This is a genomic window from Enorma sp. (assembly GCF_982429025.1).
Map to the genome: position 1 here is coordinate 50,447 of NZ_CEWCAA010000005.1, position 18,711 is coordinate 69,157.

General features: G+C 62.5%; 12 protein-coding genes. 1 reads left to right on the forward strand and 11 read right to left on the reverse strand.

The features are described from left to right. Window positions 1–69: 69 nt before the first annotated feature. The 9 genes from AC1VS5_RS01930 to AC1VS5_RS01970 form a co-directional block, all read right to left on the reverse strand. Entirely contained in the window at window positions 70–801 is a 732-nt protein-coding gene (locus AC1VS5_RS01930; RefSeq protein ID WP_481217519.1) for an amino acid ABC transporter ATP-binding protein, read from the reverse strand. Window positions 802–1,471: 670 nt separating this feature from the next. Then, window positions 1,472–1,915, reverse strand: coding sequence for a GatB/YqeY domain-containing protein (locus AC1VS5_RS01935; protein ID WP_019127465.1), 444 nt, complete (start codon window positions 1,913–1,915; stop codon window positions 1,472–1,474). 85 nt (window positions 1,916–2,000) lie between these two features. Further along, window positions 2,001–3,296, reverse strand: a complete 1,296-nt coding sequence (locus AC1VS5_RS01940) for a peptidylprolyl isomerase (protein WP_481217520.1) — start codon at window positions 3,294–3,296, stop codon at window positions 2,001–2,003. Window positions 3,297–3,528: 232 nt separating this feature from the next. After that, window positions 3,529–4,188, reverse strand: a complete 660-nt coding sequence (purN, locus tag AC1VS5_RS01945) for a phosphoribosylglycinamide formyltransferase (RefSeq protein WP_239458578.1) — start codon at window positions 4,186–4,188, stop codon at window positions 3,529–3,531. Between the two features lie 310 nt (window positions 4,189–4,498). Further along, a complete protein-coding gene (gene purM / locus AC1VS5_RS01950) occupies window positions 4,499–5,623 on the reverse strand; it encodes a phosphoribosylformylglycinamidine cyclo-ligase (RefSeq protein WP_481217521.1) in 1,125 nt (374 codons plus the stop codon). A 300-nt stretch (window positions 5,624–5,923) separates the two neighbouring features. Then, window positions 5,924–7,150 (reverse strand): sortase domain-containing protein, encoded by a 1,227-nt coding sequence (locus AC1VS5_RS01955; protein WP_481217522.1) that lies wholly within the window; start codon window positions 7,148–7,150, stop codon window positions 5,924–5,926. A 121-nt stretch (window positions 7,151–7,271) separates the two neighbouring features. After that, the gene (purF, locus tag AC1VS5_RS01960; RefSeq protein ID WP_481217523.1) at window positions 7,272–8,897 is read right to left on the reverse strand and encodes an amidophosphoribosyltransferase; all 1,626 of its coding nucleotides are present in this window, start codon (window positions 8,895–8,897) and stop codon (window positions 7,272–7,274) included. Between the two features lie 252 nt (window positions 8,898–9,149). Then, window positions 9,150–10,475 (reverse strand): VanZ family protein, encoded by a 1,326-nt coding sequence (locus tag AC1VS5_RS01965; protein WP_481217524.1) that lies wholly within the window; start codon window positions 10,473–10,475, stop codon window positions 9,150–9,152. Between the two features lie 246 nt (window positions 10,476–10,721). Continuing rightward, window positions 10,722–13,403, reverse strand: coding sequence for an ABC transporter ATP-binding protein/permease (locus AC1VS5_RS01970; protein ID WP_287747399.1), 2,682 nt, complete (start codon window positions 13,401–13,403; stop codon window positions 10,722–10,724). 983 nt (window positions 13,404–14,386) lie between these two features. Between AC1VS5_RS01970 and AC1VS5_RS01975 the strand changes: the two genes are divergently transcribed. Continuing rightward, complete coding sequence (locus AC1VS5_RS01975) at window positions 14,387–15,175, forward strand: hypothetical protein (RefSeq protein ID WP_481217525.1); 789 nt, start codon at window positions 14,387–14,389, stop codon at window positions 15,173–15,175. Window positions 15,176–15,407: 232 nt separating this feature from the next. Here AC1VS5_RS01975 and AC1VS5_RS01980 read toward each other — a convergent pair whose 3' ends face one another. Then, the gene (locus tag AC1VS5_RS01980; RefSeq protein WP_481217526.1) at window positions 15,408–16,292 is read right to left on the reverse strand and encodes an aldose 1-epimerase family protein; all 885 of its coding nucleotides are present in this window, start codon (window positions 16,290–16,292) and stop codon (window positions 15,408–15,410) included. A gap of 227 nt (window positions 16,293–16,519) precedes the next feature. After that, window positions 16,520–18,586 (reverse strand): elongation factor G, encoded by a 2,067-nt coding sequence (locus AC1VS5_RS01985; RefSeq protein ID WP_481217527.1) that lies wholly within the window; start codon window positions 18,584–18,586, stop codon window positions 16,520–16,522. Window positions 18,587–18,711 lie beyond the last annotated feature (125 nt).

Here is an 18,711-nt window from a genome sequence, read left to right on the forward strand (position 1 = left end):
AACGTGCACCGGCCGGGCGTATATCTATCGGCGCCGAGACATCACGAAGCCGAGAGATAATCGCATTCGCTAATGCAGGATCTTATTGAGGAAGTCCCGGCAACGCGGGTTCTGCGGGTTGGTGAAGAAGTGCTCCGGAGTGCCCTCCTCCAGAATCTGGCCGTCATCCATGAAGATCACGCGGTCGGCAACCTGCTTGGCGAAGTTCATCTCATGCGTAACGCAGACCATGGTGATGTTCTCGTGGGCGAGCTCGATCATAACGTCGAGCACCTCCTGGATCATCTCCGGGTCGAGGGCCGATGTGGGCTCGTCGAACAAGATGATGGGCTGCTTGGTGCACATGGCGCGCGCGATGGCAACGCGCTGCTGCTGGCCACCGGAAAGATTCTGCGGGTATTCTCCCGCCTTCTGCGCGAGGCCAACGCGCTCGAGCGCAGCCATGGCGGTCTTCGTGGCCTCTTCCTTGCTCTTCTTCTGGAGCTTGATGGGAGCCAGGGTGAGGTTGCCGAGCACCGTCATGTTCGGGTAGAGATTGAACTGCTGGAACACCATCGACGAATACTTGCGCGCCATCTCAAGATGGTTTTTCTTCGTCACGAGCTGCCCGTCGATGAGCACCTCGCCTGTGGTGGGCTCCTCGAGCCAATCGATGCAGCGGATGAGCGTGGACTTGCCGGAGCCAGACGGTCCGATGACCACGAGCTTCTCGCCCGCCTCGACGGTCAGGTTGATATCCTTCAGCACGTGAAGATCGCCGAAGTACTTATTGAGACCGCGGATCTCGATCATATTTGCCATGGACGAGGTCCCTTCCTTTCACGATACGCGCGCCCAAGCCCGAAGCCCGAGCCTCAAAACGCACAGCTATGCGATTTGAATACGCCCTATTGTACGGGTGCGCGCCCTATCACTCACCATATACCGTTAGCTCGCAATAAACATGAAACCGAGCAGCAACACGTCGTACATCTGCAGTAATGGAATCAAGTATACCCAATTTGGTTTCATTCTGTCACTTTGATACATACAGCAACGGGGCGAGCCCTCTGGACCCGCCCCGATGTGGACTGCTGCATCCCTAAGGGGAGGCTGCACCAGTGGCGCCGCTCATGAAGTCTCCTTGCTAGCGTGAAACCTACAAGGAGCAGCATGCCCATTGCCCCAGGGGCACACGTACAGGTGGGGGGCAGAGCGAAGCAAGGTTAACGGTGCGAAATCGCCTCATCTAGGACCGGCAATCTCGCTGGCAATGCAAAACAGGAGCTCGTCAGAACAGGGCGGGTAGATTTACGCCTCCGTTCGACCCTTTTCTTGCATTGGAAACCAAGCGCCGTGGGGTCTTCGCATTGTTCGTTCCAGTTTTCCACAAAATACGGGCCCGATGAAGCGGACGCACCGCCCCAACGGACCCGTTTCAACAGCGCGGAGGCATGTCGTCCGCGCTGAAACCCACGTGCGAGCCGATTCCTTACGCGAGGCGGGCGCCGACCTCCTTGGCAGCAGCCGCCTTGTCGAAGTTTCCGCCCGTCGCCTTGTTGAGCGCACCCATCACGCGCCCCATATCCTTGCGCGTCGCAGCCCCAACCTCGGCGATGGTCTTCTCGATAAGCTCAACCAGCGCATCGCCAGAGAGCTGCTCGGGCAGCAGGCTCTCCAAAATCTCAACCTGCTGGGTCAGGGTGTCGGTGCGCTCCTGGTTGTTCCCAGCCTTGCGCGACATCTCGAGCGTCTCGGTCGTCTGCTTGATCAGGCGCTTGATCATGGTGTTAACGTCTTCTTCGGTTGCGTCGCGACGCTCGTTCACCTCGAGGTTCTTCACCTCGCCCATCACCTGGCGCACGATGGAGAGGCGCACCTTGTCCTTCGCCTTCATCGCGGCAACCATCTCGTTATGCAGCTCTTCGTTGGTCATCGGTATCTCCTCACTCGCCTGCGGGCTGTGCCCGGGCGCTGCTTGCCTGTCGTGCCTAGACGGTATTAACCTACCGACCCCGGGCCTATTCGCTTGACGAACCCTGCGCGTCCTCGCCGGTAGAAGCCTCGTCGGTGCTCGCATCACTCGAGCTCGCCGAGCTCATATCAACGTTATACGGCACGTTTTCCGGCATATCGTTGATCTGGATGTCGGCCTCCTCGCGCGTGGCCGTAAGCCAATCGTTGTACGCGGTGCGCTGGTTGGTCGACTTAACGCTGCTCGAGAACGTGTCGCGCAGGTCCTCGGGGATCTGATCGATCGACGTCACCTCGCCGTCTACGCTAAAGACATCGGTGCACTGAATGATGTGGTACCCGTAGTCGGATTCCACCACGCCGCTGATCTGCCCCTTCTCAAGCCCGTCGAGCGCCGTCTGGTACGCCTCGACAAACGAGGAGAGCTTATCCCAGCCCACGTCGCCGCCGTTGCTAGCAGAGCTGTCCTCGGAGTATTCCTTCGCAGCGTCTTCGAACGAGATCTCGCCCGCGTTAATCTGGTCGAGGATGTCCTGCGCCTTCTGCTTGGCTTCCTCCTTGGTGGCGTCGTCGGCCTCGGAATCGACCTTGATCAGAATGTGGGACGAGCGCTTGGCGCCGTTATAGGTGTCGAGGTTCTCATTCGCGTAGGCGATGATCTCGTCGTCCGTGGGGTCATCGACCGGCGCGACCGCATCGTAGAGCTTCTGGGTCATGAGGTTCTGGCTCAGGCTCTCCCGGTACGTCTCCTCGGTATACCCAATCTGCGACAGGAGCTCGATGAAGGCGTCCTCGGAGTCGTAGTTGGCAACGGCCTCCTGCCACGCCTCGTCGACCTCCTCGTCGCTTACCGTAATGTTGTTGTCGCGCTCGGCCTGGCTCACGAGCAGCTGGTCGGCGATGCTATCGATAACGCTCTCGCGATAGCTTTCGGGCGTCATGCCGCTGCTCGCAAGATAGTTGGCCCAGTCCTCATCGCTGTCGTAGCCCAACGAAGAGCGCGTGCTCATGATCTGCTCGGTTACGGTGTCTTCCGTAATCTTGACGCCGTTCACCGTTGCCGCCACGCCACCGGTAAGCTCGTAGCCATTGCCGTTGGACACCTGGTTAAGGATGCCCGAGCACGCAACGCTTGTGACCGACAGCACCATGGCGAGCACTCCGATCGCTACGAGCACGTACTTGACGCCCGTGCCCATCTTCTTGCGATTCTCACGCTTGAAATCTGCCTTCGTGGGCTGTTTGACCTGCTGGGACGCGGTGCGCGGGTGAGCGTTCTTGCCCGAGCGCTTGCGACTCGTGGCCTTCTGCGCGCCCGGCGTGTTGGCTTTGTTCATAGACATGAGGACATTCCTTGCCGTTCAAGCGGAAATTGCTAGGGCCTATGATACTACGCTGCTCGCACCCGCATGCAAGGTGCAAGAAAGACTCAGCCGAAGCACCATGCTAAAGGTACGGGCCCTCCCCGATTCTGAACTGCCCCCCTTAGACAAAAGCCCGTGAGTGGGAGACGGCTCATTCCGGAAAGGGCCCGCTGATTCAAACCGCGAGCAAGGGTTGTATGAGAGCGATCGGCTACGACCGATCGACGGAAACGGTAAGGTCCTCGCGCACCTGAACGCGTCCCTCGGCGAGAAGCTCGACAACCTGCGGATACAGGCGATGCTCGACAGCATGGATAGCCGCTTCGAGTTCGTCGACCGACCAGCCCTCTTCGACGCGCACGGGCTCCTGCGCGATGATGGGCCCCTGGTCGTAGACGGCGTTAGCGAAATGCACCGTCACGCCGGTGACCTTGACGCCGCGATCGTAGGCATCTTGGATGCCGTGCGCGCCCTGGAAGCTCGGCAGCAGCGCGGGATGCAGATTCACCACGCGGTTGGGCCAAAGCATAAGCAGCGGCTCGTGCACCTTGCGCATATAGCCCGCCATGACGATGTACTCGGCTCCGGCGCGCTTGAGCTCGGTGGCGATGACCTCATCGGCGTCCCAGGGATCGGCGTATATCTCTTTGGAGAGCGCAAGGGTCTGGATTCCTGCCGCCGCGGCACGCTTGAGCCCCGCCGCACTCGGCCGGCTCGAGACCACGAGCACGATCTCGGCATTGAGGTTGCCGGAGGCAATCTCGTCGATAAGCGCCTGCAAGTTGGTGCCCGACCCCGAGATGAGCACGCCAATCTTAAGCGGCGGAAGGTCTTCGCCCGCCGCACGCGCGGCGGCACGACGAGCCTGCAGCGCGTTTCCGGCCTCCACGTCGAAAGCCGCCTCAAGCTGCTCGATGCGTCGGCGCGCCTCGGCAAACGCGGCCTGGTAGACAGGGCTTGCCGCAAGCGTTTCCGATGGCTCGGAGGAACCCACAGCAGCAGAGCGGGCAGCGGAAACCGCCTCGGCGCGGGCGCGATCGACCTCGCGCTCAACGGAGGGCGCGAAGAACGAATCGCTCGGGAGTGCCTCGGGCGGGAGCCCGGCCTCCTCGACAGCGGCGCGATATGCCTCGTCCGCACCTGCGAAAGCCGTAGCCTCCTGGCAGGTGGAGCGATTCTCGTTATCGCTCATCGCTGTACACCACCTTGCCGGAGCCGGCAACGCACGTGCCCACGCGGAACGGACGCTCGCCCTGAGCCTCAAGCTCGGCTACGATTGCGTCCTCGGCATCGGCCGGGCAGATGACCATAAGGCCGGCGCCCATGTTGAACGTCTTGCACGCCTCGTTGGGCGTGAGGCCCGCGGCGCGGGAGATATAGGAGATGACGGGCGGCACATCCCAGCCCATCGAGAAGCCCGTCGGCGACACGGTGCGCTCTACCACGGCGTCCACATCCGGCGCGAGCGCGCGATTGAGGTTTTCGGTGATGCCACCGCCCGTGATGTGCGCAATTGCGTGGACGCGAGCGCCCGCCTCGGAACGCAGAAGCCCGAGAACGGGCTTGACGTAGATGCGCGTGGGAGCGAGCAGGGCGTCGGCCAGGTTCTCTCCACCAAGCTCGGGCACAGGCTGTTCGAGTTCGGCGCGCTTGGTCTCGGCCTCGGGCGTTCCCGGCACCAGGCTATCAACGCCAATCACGCGGCGCACGAGCGAATAGCCGTTGGAATGGATGCCAGAGCTGGGCAACCCGATGATCACATCGCCGGGGCGAACGTTGGCGGGATCGAGCATCTTGGGCCGATCGACCACGCCCACCGTGAAGCCCGCCATATCGTAATCGTCCGGGCGCATAACGCCTGGGTGCTCGGCCATCTCGCCGCCCACGAGCGCACAGCCCGCAAGCTTGCAGCCATCGGCCACGCCCTTTACGACCTTGGCCATGTGCTCGGCCTCGATATGACCGATGGCAACATAGTCCAAGAAGAAGAGGGGCTCGGCGCCGCTCGCAAGGATGTCGTTCACGCACATGGCAACAAGATCCTGGCCCACGGTCTCGTGGCGATCGAGCACCTGCGCCAACACGAGCTTGGTGCCCACGCCGTCGGTGCCGCTGATGAGGATGGGATCCTCCATGTCTTTGAGGGCCGCAGCGGAGAACAAGCCACCAAACCCGCCGATGCCGCCGATGACCTCAGGGCGAGACGTCTCGGCAACCATCTGCTTGATGGCGTCGACGGCACGGCCCCCTTCGGCAGTATCTACGCCGGCATCTTCATACGTGATGTGCCTAGCTGTCTCGCTCATACGCGAATCCTTTCCGTGGAGGAACGTTTCTTCCTGCCATCATACCAGCTCGATGCGGGAGCTCGCAGGAGTCGTGAGGATGCACGCAAGCCACGTGGTTGCCTTCTTTCAAGTTTTGGGCACTTCATCTGAGAGAGCCCGAGTAGACCGCGCATCAAGCGCAAGAAAACCGCAGGTTACAGAGGTGGCCGAACGGGGTCTACTTCGTGGTCCCGCATTCAAGTGCCCAAAACTTGCAACGACATTGCCCCGGGGGCCGTTGACGGGCCTTTCGAGCGGGCTCGCGCACAAGAAAACCGCCTATTCTGCAGTTGACGAGGCGCCAGCAGCCGGTGTTTCCTCAGCGATGGTGCACACCATGACCGCACGGTGATCTGCGGGAGCCATGCCGCTGCAGGTAACGAGCGACAGCACCTGTTCGGTCTGGGAAAGGCGCTCGTCAACGTCGGACGCCTCCGCCTGGGCATAGGAGCGGAGGTCCATCAGGTACTGCTGCAGCGCGGCCGTGTCTCCGAAATTGGCCTGCCGCGCCTCCACATAGCTTTCCTCCACGCGCGCGGTGAACAGCGGCGTGAGCTTGTAGGTGGCGTCGGGCGTGAGGTAATACACGGTGTCCATGGCATCGAAACTTGCCTGGTCGAGCGTTTGCTCGATGGGCTGGAACATGGAGCCGTCGTTCATATGGTGGCCGTAAACCGTGGTCTGCTGGTCTACCATGCCGGGCGCCGTCTGGTCGCAATCGAGCATGATGCTGCCGTTGTTGTTCCACGTGCCATCGGGCAGCGTGCGCAGGTATTCATCGTTGGTCTCGCCCTGCACCACGGGATAGCTGATATCGGTACCGGGCACGTAGATCCACGCGACAATGTCTTCGTTCTGCGCCTTGAGCGCGTCCCAGTCCACAACGGGAATGCCGTCGCCCTCGGAGTCTACCGTGACGTACTGGGTGAGGTTCGAGTAGGTCTCGGCGGCCTGACGATAGCCCAACTGCGCCCAAATGAAGATGCCGGCGGCAACGAGCAACAACACAACGCCGATGCCGATGAGCATGTACGAGACGATGTTGCGCTTGCTGCGCCCGCCGCCCGTTCTCCCGCGATCGTCACGCCCCGATTCGTGCCCGCTGCCCGGCCCGCGACGGCCACCCGAGGAACCACCCCGAGCATAGGCGGACGCTGCACCGCGGGAAGCAGCTCGCCCACGCGGAGCGGCAGAGGAGGCATAGCTCTGCGGCGCGCCCTCCGGCTGGTACGAAGCATGAGCGCGATTTGTTCGCTGGGAGCGTGAAGTCTGAATGCGCGCAGGGGGCTGAACAGCGGGGCGCGAAGCACCGGACGGATCCGCAGCGTGGGAGGCTGAACCGGGCTGCGCGGCATGGCGGGCGGACGCACCCGCGCAGCCCGCACCGTCGCCCCTCGAAGATGCACCCGAAAAATGGCTTCCCGGCCGGGTGCCGCCGGCAGCCCCTCCCATGGACGACGGCCTCTCGCCGTCACCGCGAAAACGCTTTCCCTCGTATGACGCCATGGGATCTCCCTCGTAAAGCCGAGGCCCGCGCCCCGGCGTTCGCATACAGCCCAGCCACCAGCATCGAGGCGCCGCACGCACCCCAATACCTTGCGGCTCGCTTGGATTCTACCATCAGCGGCTATCGAACGCCGTGCTTCTCTTCCCAGCTGCGGTCGCGGTCCTTGGAGGTCACCGCCGCCTCTCCGATTGCCTCGGCCTGCGTGAGGTTGCAGGGGTCGTAGCCCGCCATGAACTTATCCCGGCCAAAGCTCGACGGTATCGCCACCGGGTAGACCCCCGTAAAGCACGCCGTGCAGTAGCCGCGCTTGGGCAGGCTCGCAAGCAAGCCCTGAACGGAAAGGAAGGCGAGCGAATCGGCCCCGATGTATTCGCAAATCTCGTCAACCGATTTATTCGCGCTGATGAGCTGCTTCTGCACACCGGTATCGATGCCATAGAAGCACGGCCACTCGACCTCGGGGCTGTTGATGCGCACATGCACCTCGGCCGAGCCGGCCTGGCGCAGCATCTTCACCAGCTGCACCATAGTGGTGCCGCGCACGATGGAATCGTCGATCACCACGAGCCTTTTGCCTGCGATGTTGTCGCGCAACGGATTGAGCTTCATGCGAACGCCCATTGCCCGCAGCTCCTGCGTCGGCTGGATGAAGGTGCGCGCGACGTAGCGGTTTTTGATGAGCCCCTCGCCGAAGGGGATGCCGCTCTCGCGCGCATAGCCCTCCGCCGGCGGCAAGCCGCTGTCCGGAACGCCGATGACCATATCGGCATCGACGGGCGCCTCGTGCGCAAGCTGCCGGCCCATGTCGTAGCGGCACGCATAGACCGACTTGCCGGCCATGATGGAATCGGGGCGGGCAAAGTACACCTGCTCGAAGATGCACTCGGCCGATTCGCGCGCAGCGGGAACACCCTGCTCGGAGACGAGCCCCTCCTCGCTGATGCGAAGTATTTCGCCGGGGCGAATGTCTCGCACGTATTCCGCGCCAACGATATCGAGCGCGCAGGTCTCGGATGCAACGACCCAGCCCTCGGCCCCAACGTAGGCTTCAGCGTCACATTGTGGGCTGCCCCCCTTTTGGCATTCCAGCGGCAGGCGGCCGAGCACAAGCGGGCGGATGCCGAACGGGTCGCGGAACGCGTAGAGCGCATGCTCGTTGATGAGCGTCATGGCATATCCGCCGCGCACGAGCTCCATCGTCTTGCGAATGCCTTCGCGCAGATGGCTCGTTCGCTGGGTGAAATACCCAATGAGGCGCGTCGCGACCTCGGAATCGGAGCTCGACATGAACGAGACGCCCAGGTCGATGAGCTGGCGGCGCAGCTCGTCGGTATTCACGAGCGTGCCGTTATGCGCCAGCGCAATGATCACGTCGTTGATCGTCGAGAGATGCGGCTGCGCGGACTCCCAGCTTTTGGCACCCGCCGTGCCGTAGCGCACGTGCCCGATGGCGAGGTCGCCCGTGAGCGAGCTGAGGTCTGCGTTCGAAAACACCTGGTCGAGGAGGCCCAAGTCCTTACGGACCATCACCGTGCCACCGTCGCCCCCCGCGATGCCCGCCGATTCCTGGCCGCGATGCTGCAGCGCCTTGAGGCCGAAGTATGTAAGTCGCGCGACGTCGAGGCCGGGCGCCCAAACGCCGAAGACACCGCACTCCTCATGGAGCGCATCATCTTGGCTGGAGCTCGGCAGCGCCGCGTCGCAAGGGGCTGAACCAAGGGCAATCGATGCATCTACGTGGGACATAGCGTCCTCTCTGTTGTTCGGCTGATACCCGCCTATTATGGCACAGGCCCACCGAGGCAGAAGCGCGACGGGAACGCTCAGCAAAACCGTAACGTCCGCGCAAGGAACGCGTTCCCCCAAGCCCGGCACGCCGCGCCGCACGCGCGGGGCTTGTCCGCCCAGGGCCGGGTCACCCCCCCGCGGCACACCCTGCCCAAAGCCCGGGCCCGGCACTCCGCGCGACACGCCCCGGCCCCGGACCAGCGCCCTGCGCTACTCGTCCGCCCTCATCGCATCGATCTCGGCGTCCTCCTCGTCGGAGTACACCGCATCGAACGAGGAGTCGAATGCGTCTTCGAGCGAGCTCGCACCCAGATCGTTCTGCGCGAGCTCCTCCTCCAAGCTCTGCGCGTGGCGCTCAGCACGCAGACGCTCAACCTGCGCCTCGGACATCACGCGCGTGTTGGAGATAACGCCGTTCAGCATCACGAACGGGTGCTTGAAGGCCGAAAGCGCCGCCCGGAGCGCGATAGTTACCAGCCAGAACAGGTAGACGCTTGCCAGCACGGTCTCTATCGCGGTCGCCCCGATAGAGACCTCGTCCGCCCCGGCATGGAGCGTAACTCCCCCGGTTGGGAACAGAGCGCTCACCCAGTTGGGCAGCAAGAGAAACACCCAGAACAGAAGGCCGTAGCGCGCGATGTACTGCCAGCTGCGCGCGCTTGAGCCATCGGGGCGCACAACGCGCAGCCGCAACACCATATGGCCGATCGTCTGCCCGCGCGTGATGACGGGAATGGCCATGAAGGTGACGAACGTGGCGACCAGCGAACCAGCGAGCACGGCGAATTGCTCGCCTGCAGCCGACGGTCCAGCCGGCCCCACGATGCCATACAGCCAAAGCACGACGGCGGTGGCAGCCATATCGATTCCAAACGCGAGCAGGCGACGCGAGAACGAGGTGTGCGCCGCACCGCGCGCAATGGACCGCTCGTCCACATCGCGCAGGTCGGGCAGGAAGTGGCAGAGCGGAATGGAGGCCCAGAACCCAAGCATGGCGCCGAGCGTGTTGGTGATGAGGTCGTCGACGTCGAACAGCCGGTACGGATGCTCGTAGATGCCGAAAAGCCCCGTGATCTGCGATATCTCGAAGAACAAGGTGAGCGCGAACCCCAGCACGAGCGCCTGCCACCAGCGGCGATGAAACAGATAGCGCAGGTAGACACCGAACGGTACGGTAAGCAGCACGTTGAAATACACCGTGTAGATGTCAGGGCGGCGCAGGAACGCGATCCACGACGCCGGAGATGTTGGGTCGAGCGGCGCCCCGGATTCGAGGGCGCGCATGAAGCGGAACGGAACGAGCTGCGGGTGCTGCGCCCCAGGTACCACGATGCTGCGGTCCGCCGGAAGCGGCAGGATGACCATGAAGTACGCGCACATGAGGTAGAAGATGAACGAGAAGACGAGGAAGGTCTTCCATAGAGAGATGCTGCCGTAGCTGCGGTACTGGTAGATGGCATAAGGAACCGAGAGCAACGCCGAGAGCAGGGGGAACAGCAACACCGCTGTTTGCACGTTGCTTATATAGGTTCCCATGCGCGCTCCCATCTTGCCGTGTTTGTTGCCGCTTCGGTGCCACCCGCTGCCGCGCGGTTCACGCCGCTGCGTAGCTCACGCTGCCGTGCGAGGCGCGCGACGGGCGGCACGAGGGCACCAAGCATAGCGCATTGCACGAACGCCCGCAGCCAACATGCCGCGGAGGCAGCGGCGCCTCAAGCGCACGTAGACGAAACGCGAAGCCGGGACAGGTCGCGCACGAGGGAACGGGTGCCCCCATCGGCACTACTCGGTGCGCAGCGCGGTTACCGGGTCTTTCTTGGCAGCCATGCGGCTCGGCGCGAGCCCCGCCAGGAACGAGAGCCCCACCGAGATCAGCACAAGCACCGCTCCGGCGGCCACCGGCACAGAGGCCAGGTTCTCCACACCGGTAATCTGGTAAATGATCATGTTGACCGGAATATCCAGCAGCACTGTCACCACAATGCCCAGCACGCCCGAAACGAGGCCGATGATGAACGTCTCCGCCGTGAAGATACGGCTCACATCCTTCTTGCTCGCCCCGATTGCGCGCAGGATGCCGATCTCCTTCGTGCGCTCCAGCACGCTGATATAGGTGATGATGCCGATCATGATCGAGCTCACCACAAGCGAAATCGCCACGAACGCAATGAGGATGTACGTCAGTGCGTTCACGATATCCGTCACACTCGACATGAGCATTCCTACCATGTCGGTGTATTGAATCTCCGTGCCCTCGCCCGACGCGCGAATCTGCTCGTTATAGTCGTCAATCAGCGCGTCGATCTGCTCCTTCGCTTCGAAGTCTATGGGGTAGATGCTAATGGAGCTCGGCTCTTCCAGGCTGCATACGCCCAGCGTCTCGAGGTTCCCGTCGTATGTGGCGTTGTCGGTCTGTTCGCTCATCTGCCGGCTGAAGGCCGAGGCGATCTCCTCGTCCGAAAGGCCGTCCTCGCGCAGGCCGTCCACATAGGAGCGAAGCTGAGCCCCCTGCTCGCTCGGCATCTGGTCGATCATTGCCTCGATGGCATCCATGGTGAGGTTCACCGTGGTGTCCTCGAACGGGAGGCCGGTGAAGATATCGGTGTTGGGGTTCGCCTCTTGCGCAGCCACCACATCGCTGGCGTTCACAGCCTCCACCAGGTGCTCCGTCAACTCTGGCGTATAGAGCACGGCGCCCCAGTTGCTGCCCGTGTCGTTCTCCTCGCTCGGGCGCACGATACCCACCACCCGCAGCTCCTCGGCATCGTCCACCACGCCGCGCATATAATCCGCGTCGTCGCTCATGTCGGCCCATGTTCCGTCTTGCTGCTGGGCGTATTTGCTGCTCTCGGGCACCAGCTTGAACGTGAGGCCCATGAGCTCGTCATAGGTGTAACTCGTCTGCTCGCTATCTTCCACCTTCCGGCCGGCAATCACGTCGCTCATCATGCCGCGCAGCTCGCTTTGGTCGAGGAGCCCGAGCGCGTAGAGGGTGTAGTCGCTGATCCGATCGTTCTCATCCACATAGATAACGACCTCGTTCCATGCCTCGGGCATACGTCCAGCCACCACGTCGTACTCGCGCCCCCACGTTTCTTTGTTGGCGAGCATCTCCGTCCACACGTCGTACGCCGACCCGCTGCCGCCGTTCATCGTGCTCATCATCTCGGTCTGGGTCTCGCCCATTGCGATGCCGAGCGAGTCGAGCACGGTCGCCGGGTTAACCTGCACGGCACCCGAGGTCGTATCGGATCGGTACACGTTGAGCGGCGTCGCGTAGGTAAACTGGATGTCGGTCACCAGATCGCTCAAGTGGCTGTCCCCGATGGCGGGGTCGCTGTCAATCCATGCCTTGATGGCGCCCATGTCGTTTTCGGTGGAGCCCTCGGCCATGCTCGAGACCATATCGCTCACGATGTTTTTCGACTGGACGCCGCCGCTGTCGTTTTGGCCGGTACGCTCGTCGCTCGTGCCCATAAGCGCACCCATGACGCTCGTAAGGTCCGTCGAGGTCTGGTTGATGGTCAGCGGGTAGCTGCCCATCGTGGATTCCTCCGTCTCCTTGATGTAATCCTGGGTGCCGCTGGAAAGCGACAAGATGAGCGCGATGCCAATGATGCCGATCGAGCCGGCGAACGCCGTCAGGAACGTGCGGCCCTTCTTGGTCATGAGGTTGTTGAACGAGAGCGCAAGTGCCTGGCGGAAGCTCATCGAGCGCTTGCCCTTGCGAGCATCGGCCACCGCGTGGGCCTGAACCTGCTCGGGCGTGAGGCGCTCGCGCGCAGGGTCGACCGGAGCGGAATCGCTCGTGATCAGGCCGTCTTGGATGCGCACGATGCGATCGGAGTATTCCTCGGCAAGCTGCGGGTTGTGCGTGACCATGATAACGAGGCGGTCGCGACTGAGCTCCTTCAGGATATCCATGACCTCGACCGAGGTCTCGGTATCGAGGGCGCCGGTGGGCTCGTCGGCGAGGATGATCTCGGGGTCGTTAACGATGGCGCGGGCGATGGCCACGCGCTGCATCTGCCCGCCCGAGAGCTGGTTTGGCCGCTTGCGCAGGTGCTCGCCGAGGCCCACGCGCCTAAGCGCCTCCTCCGCCCGGCGCCGCCGCTCCGCCTTGGGCGTGCCGGATAGCACGAGCGCCATCTCGACGTTGGCCAGCACGCTCTGATGCGGAATAAGGTTGTAGCTCTGGAACACGAAGCCCACGCTGTGGTTGCGGTACGTGTCCCAATCTCGGTCGAGATAGCTCTTGGTTGAACGGCCATTGATCACGAGGTCGCCGCGCGTGTATTGGTCGAGACCGCCGATGATGTTGAGCAGCGTTGTCTTGCCGCATCCCGATTGCCCGAGAATGCTCACGAACTCCTGGTTGCGGAAGGTAACAGAGATGCCCTTGAGCGCATGGACAACCGAGTCGCCAGATGGATAATCCTTGGTGATACCTTTGAGCTCAAGCACAGCGGGCCTTTCCAATACGAGAGTGCACCATGGGTAGTCGTGCGACCCCAGCCGCCCGCGCGACCAAGCCGCAACCCGCCCCAGCGCGAACGCCAGACTCCATATGGGCTCATGGTACCCATTGCCCCGCCCGCAGCAGACATCAAGCGCAGAAAACGAACGATTTCACCGCCTGCGTACGGAAGCAAGGCGCAGCTCGCTGCCGCGCATCTTATACATCCCGAGAAGTATGCGTCTCCGCTAGTCTAGGACGACTCAGCGCCGATTTAGGCCGGTTTATTCGGCGCCTCGCAAGTAGGCATCGCCTCTTCGAATACGAACGCGCAGGTTAACGCATCGCCATATCCATGTCTACTTTGGGTATCCCCGATAAACCGGCCCAAAATCGTTTTTTATATCGCCCAGGGTCCATAAGCGACTGGAGCTAAATAAGCGTTGTGCATCAAGCAGTCCGATGCATCTGCAATCTTTTTCACGTGTTCAGAAATCAGACAGATTTTGGTCAGAAAAGCGTCATCTACCGGCCAGATATTGGTCAGCTCGGCGTGAGACCCTTTTCTCAACGGTTGGACCACGTGAAAGGGCGTGCCATGGTTATCGTTAGCGGTTGGTCGGCTATTGCCTACTGGAGAACCCCTCCCATTATCTGCGATGCCAGCGTAATAGACGGCTTCACCCAGCCCGATGAGCATCCAAGCGGCCCGAAGCCTCAACAAACCAGACTCCGAAGCAACGCCTCAGAGGCGACACGCCTCGTTTACCACCACGCATACACCGACCTAATTGGCGTTCCGCTACCCATACGCGTCCTTTCCGACTCGAGCGGCGGAATGCATCAAAATCCCCTTGTACACCCTTCTCGATTAGGAAAGTCCATCCCCAGGGAGTTCCTTCACGCACTTGGCGGAGGGCTCTACGTTGCCTCGCCAACCCTCGCCCTCCAACAGGTTGCCCGCACCGTTCCCCAGCCAAAGCTCATATCCTTGATCGATGAATTCTGCGGGCTCTACGCCGTCCATCATCCAACACGGCGCGAACGACGCGTCCTCGATGAGCTGGTTGCCGCCTACCGCACCTCGCGCCACCGGGGCGCTCCCGGTGCATATGCCTGCTATAACGAGCATGGCCGGTTCGAGACAACGCACACCGACAACAGCGCTGAAGCCTGGCTTCCTGCGTTCGATCGATCGGGCAATCCCACTAACTTATGGAAACGTCCCCCTCTTATCCGAACAGAGCAATTTGTCTCCAACCTTGAAGCGCTCCGAGGACGCAAGGGGTCATCCTTGTCGCGGCGCGCGGGGACGCTCGCACTCGATGGCTCCGGCTCTCCTTTGGAAACATGCCTTGCTCTCCTGCTGTTTCTTCCAGAACAATATGGCGGAGAAGGTTGGCCCGCACCGCAGCTTAACAGACGGATCGTATTTGACCCCGATGCACGAAAACTTGCAGGCATGGGCTCGTGCGTCGGAGATATGGTTTGGGAACGCCCGAGGGCGATTATCGAGGTAAATGGGTTCGAGTATCATGCCGACCGAAACGGCTTCTTCATCCAATCGGGCAGAACGGCCGCGTTGCAGTCGATGGGATACGTCGTACTCGATGTCAACTACCGTCAAATAGCCGACCTCGATCAGCTTGAAACCATGCTTTCAGTTTTCTCGGACATGCTCGGCTTTCCCCTGCACGCGCGCACGAAGACCTTCCTCGCCCGCCGCGAAGAGCTCCACCGTCTCCTGATGTCCGGTTTCCGCTCGCGAACAGGCGCGTAACACCTTCCAAAAGGCAACAATAAGGACCCGAAGGAGGCAGACGCGCGGAGTTGTTCCGATTTAGGCCGGTTCTATCGAGGTATCCAAAGCAGACATCGATGAAGTCCGACCATAGCCGCTGGTAGAGAGCCCGTTAACGTGCTGGCTGCTTGACAAGCGCCCGAAAAACCGGCCTAAAGACAAAAAACAGGCCGACATAGAGCCGGCCTGTTCGTCACATCAACCCGAAGCGCTACAGCAGCGTCACGGTAAACGAGCGCTCGTCAACCTCGCCGGGAGCAAGGATGGTGATGTTGCGCTTATGCTCGAACACGTTGTCCTCGGTATCGAGGGTCGCATGCCCCGTCCAGGGCTCGAGCGCGACAAACGGAGCATCGCCCCCGGCGCTCCAGATGCCGATGTACTTGAAGCCGGGGAAATCAATCTTCACGCCGTGGCCGGAAACGCGACTGCGCAGAGTGAGCGTGTCGTCGGGCACCTCGCTCAGCATCACGGCATCCGCCGCGAAGAGCTCGTGCGTGATGGGCAGCACATCGGAGCGGTCGATGACCATCTCCGCCGTGCGGTAGGTAAGCAGCCCGCCGTCGCAAATCTTCGGCGCCACGCAGCTCCACGGCTTGGTGAATGCAAGCTCGTAGTCGTCGAACGCCTCCCCCTCGCCGCCAGGTGCGGGTACGTTGAACGCCGGATGGCCGCCCACGGAGAAGGGCAGGTCGACATCGCCGGTGTTCTCCACGCGGAACGTCTGGGTAAGGCTCGCGGGGCCCGTGAGCTCATAGGTCATATTGAGCTTGAAGGCATACGGATACGCCGAGCGGGTTTCCTCGGAATCCGTGAGCTCGAAGGTTACGGAACCCTCGCTCTGCGCCACAACCGCGTGCTCGTAATCGCGTGCGAGGCCGTGGCGCCCGAGCGTCACCTCGCCCTGGGCAGACTCCGCCTTGCCATCGCGGATGGAGCCCACGATGGGGAAAAGGATCGGCGCGTGCTTGCCCCACACGGCAGGATCAGCTTGCCAAAGGTATTCCTTGCCTCCGAGCGCAAGACTCGTAAGCTGGGCACCCATGGCATCGATGGCAGCGGTAAGCTCACCGTTCTTCAAGGTAACAACAGACATATGCCCTCCTCGCAGCACATAACGTACAACACGGTTACCACCTAACATGGCCAACGGCTAGCATGGCCACCGTCCAGCACCGCTAACGGCAGTACGGCCAACGACCACCATGGCCAACGTCCGGCGCGGCCGGACTCCTTCTCTATCATACGCGCAAAGACGCGCAAAGCGCCGCGGGCGAGTCGCTTCCCGCAGCGCTTTGCACGAATAAGGCCCATGCCCAGCTGCTAGTGGCCCTGGGCGCGGCTCTCCTCATAGAACTCAACGAGGTGCTTCTGCACGTCGTATGGCACCTGCTCGTAGCCGGCGGGCTCCATGGTGAAATCGCCCGTGCCGCGCGTGATGGAGCGCAGACGCGTGGCGTAATCCACCAGCTCCGCGTAAGGCACCGTCGCCGTGACCACCGTGTTGCCATGCTCGTCGGTGTCCATGCCGGTCACGCGGCCGCGCGAGCCGGACACGTCGCCCATCACGGCGCCGGCGTAGCTCTCGGGGATGGTCACGGTGATGTTCTCCATGGGCTCAAGCACCACGGGGTCGGCGTCGGCGCACGCCTTCTTGAGCGCGATGCGCGCCGCCGCACGGAAGGCCATCTCGTTGGAGTCGACCGGGTGATACGAACCGTCGTAGCAGGCCACGCGCACGCCCGTGAGCGGGTAACCTGCGATGACGCCTTCCTTCATGGTCTCCTGCACGCCCTTGTCCACGGCGGGGATGAGCGCGCGCGGGATGCGGCCGCCCACGACCTCGTCCACGAACTCGTAGTCGGTGCCGTCAAGCAGCGGCTCGACGCGCAGATAGCAGTCGCCGAACTGGCCGGCGCCGCCGGTCTGCTTCTTGTGACGGCCCTGGGCGCTCGCCACGCGACGGATGGTCTCGCGATACGGAATCTTGATGGGCACGATGTGCGCCGAGACCTTCGTGCGCTCCTCCAGGCGGTTGAGCAGCACGCTGACCTGCGCCTCGCCCACCGCGGAGATGATGGTCTGGCCGGTCTCCTCGTCGCGCTCGATCTTCATGGTGGGATCGGCCTCGCAGGCGCGGTCGATGAAGGTGAAGAGCTTGTCCTCGTCCGAGCGGTTCTCGGCCTCGATGGCGATGCGGTACTGGCTGTTGGGGAACTGGAAGGCACCCGCCTCGATCTTGCCGGAGACGGAGAGCGTATCGCCCGTGTCCGCGGCGATCTTGGTGGTCACGATGATGTCGCCGGCCTCGGCCTTGCCCACCTCGGTCTGCTCGCGGCCGCACATCACATACAGGTGCGCCAGGCGCTCGCCCTTGCGGGTGCGCGCGTTGGTGAGCTCGATGCCGGGCGTGAGCGTGCCGGTGAGCACCTTGAGGAAGCTGATGCGCCCCTGCTGAGGATCGTTCAAGGTCTTGAAGACGAAGGCCACGGGGCGGTCGTCCTCTGCCGAGATCTTGAGCGTGTCGCCGTCAACGAGCGGCATCTCGCCGTAATCCGTTGGGCTCGGGAAGTACGTGGCCACATCGTCCATGACGGAATGCACGCCGAGCTCCTTGGTGCAGGAACCCACGAACACGGGAACGAACAGGCGCTTGGCGATGGCCTCGGAGAGCAGGCCCTCGACCTCTTCCTGGGTGAGCGGTTCGCCGTCGAGGTACTTCATCATAAGGTCGTCATCGGCCTCGGCCACGGCCTCGCAGAGCTGCTCGCGGGCGGCCTCAGCAGCCTCGCGGTACTCCTCGGGGATGTTGAACTCCTCCTGCGTGGCGCCTTCGCAGTGGCGGGCCTTCATGCGCACGATGTCGATGACGCCCTCGAAGCTATCGCCCGTACCCCACGGCAGCGTCACAGCGCCCAGGCGCATGCCGAAGCGCTCACGCAGGGCCTTCATGCAGGCGTCGTAGTCCGCGTTTTCCTTGTCGATGCGATTGATGAACACCGCACGCGCCAGGCGCAGGTCCTCGGCGGCGTACCAGAGCTTGACCGTGGTGGGCTGCGGTCCCTCCGCGGCGTCGACCACGAAGAGCGCGGTCTCGCACACGCTCATGGCCGCATAGGCATCGCCGATGAAGTCGGGGTAGCATGGTGCGTCCAACACATTGATGCGGACGTCTTTCCAGTCAATCGGCGCAATGGAGGTCGAAATTGAGAACTCGCGCTTGACCTCCTCGGCGTCATAGTCGAGCGTGGGCTTTGTGCCCGCATGGCCGCCTAAGCGAGCGGTCTTGCCAGAAAGGTGGAGCATGGCCTCCGCGAGCGAGGTCTTGCCCACCCCGCCTTGGCCTACGAGCACCACGTTCCTCACATTGCCGGTTTTGGGCGCACCCATGGGAGCCTCCTTCGTCGCCGGGCGCGCGGGGCGAAGCGGCCGAGTCATCCGGTTGGCAGCGCGCGCCGTTTTCATACGCTGTAATCGAGCCTACCCCTCGCACGGGTTCGGCTTACATTCATTTC

Bases quoted from the DNA above. Each gene is read 5' to 3' on its own strand.
- AC1VS5_RS01930 (WP_481217519.1), bottom strand. From the start codon at position 801: ATGGCAAATATGATCGAGATCCGCGGTCTCAATAAGTACTTCGGCGAT.
- AC1VS5_RS01935 (WP_019127465.1), bottom strand. From the start codon at position 1,915: ATGACCAACGAAGAGCTGCATAACGAGATGGTTGCCGCGATGAAGGCG.
- AC1VS5_RS01940 (WP_481217520.1), bottom strand. From the start codon at position 3,296: ATGTCTATGAACAAAGCCAACACGCCGGGCGCGCAGAAGGCCACGAGT.
- purM (WP_481217521.1), bottom strand. From the start codon at position 5,623: ATGAGCGAGACAGCTAGGCACATCACGTATGAAGATGCCGGCGTAGAT.
- AC1VS5_RS01955 (WP_481217522.1), bottom strand. From the start codon at position 7,150: ATGGCGTCATACGAGGGAAAGCGTTTTCGCGGTGACGGCGAGAGGCCG.
- purF (WP_481217523.1), bottom strand. From the start codon at position 8,897: ATGTCCCACGTAGATGCATCGATTGCCCTTGGTTCAGCCCCTTGCGAC.
- AC1VS5_RS01965 (WP_481217524.1), bottom strand. From the start codon at position 10,475: ATGGGAACCTATATAAGCAACGTGCAAACAGCGGTGTTGCTGTTCCCC.
- AC1VS5_RS01980 (WP_481217526.1), bottom strand. From the start codon at position 16,292: ATGTCTGTTGTTACCTTGAAGAACGGTGAGCTTACCGCTGCCATCGAT.
- AC1VS5_RS01985 (WP_481217527.1), bottom strand. From the start codon at position 18,586: ATGGGTGCGCCCAAAACCGGCAATGTGAGGAACGTGGTGCTCGTAGGC.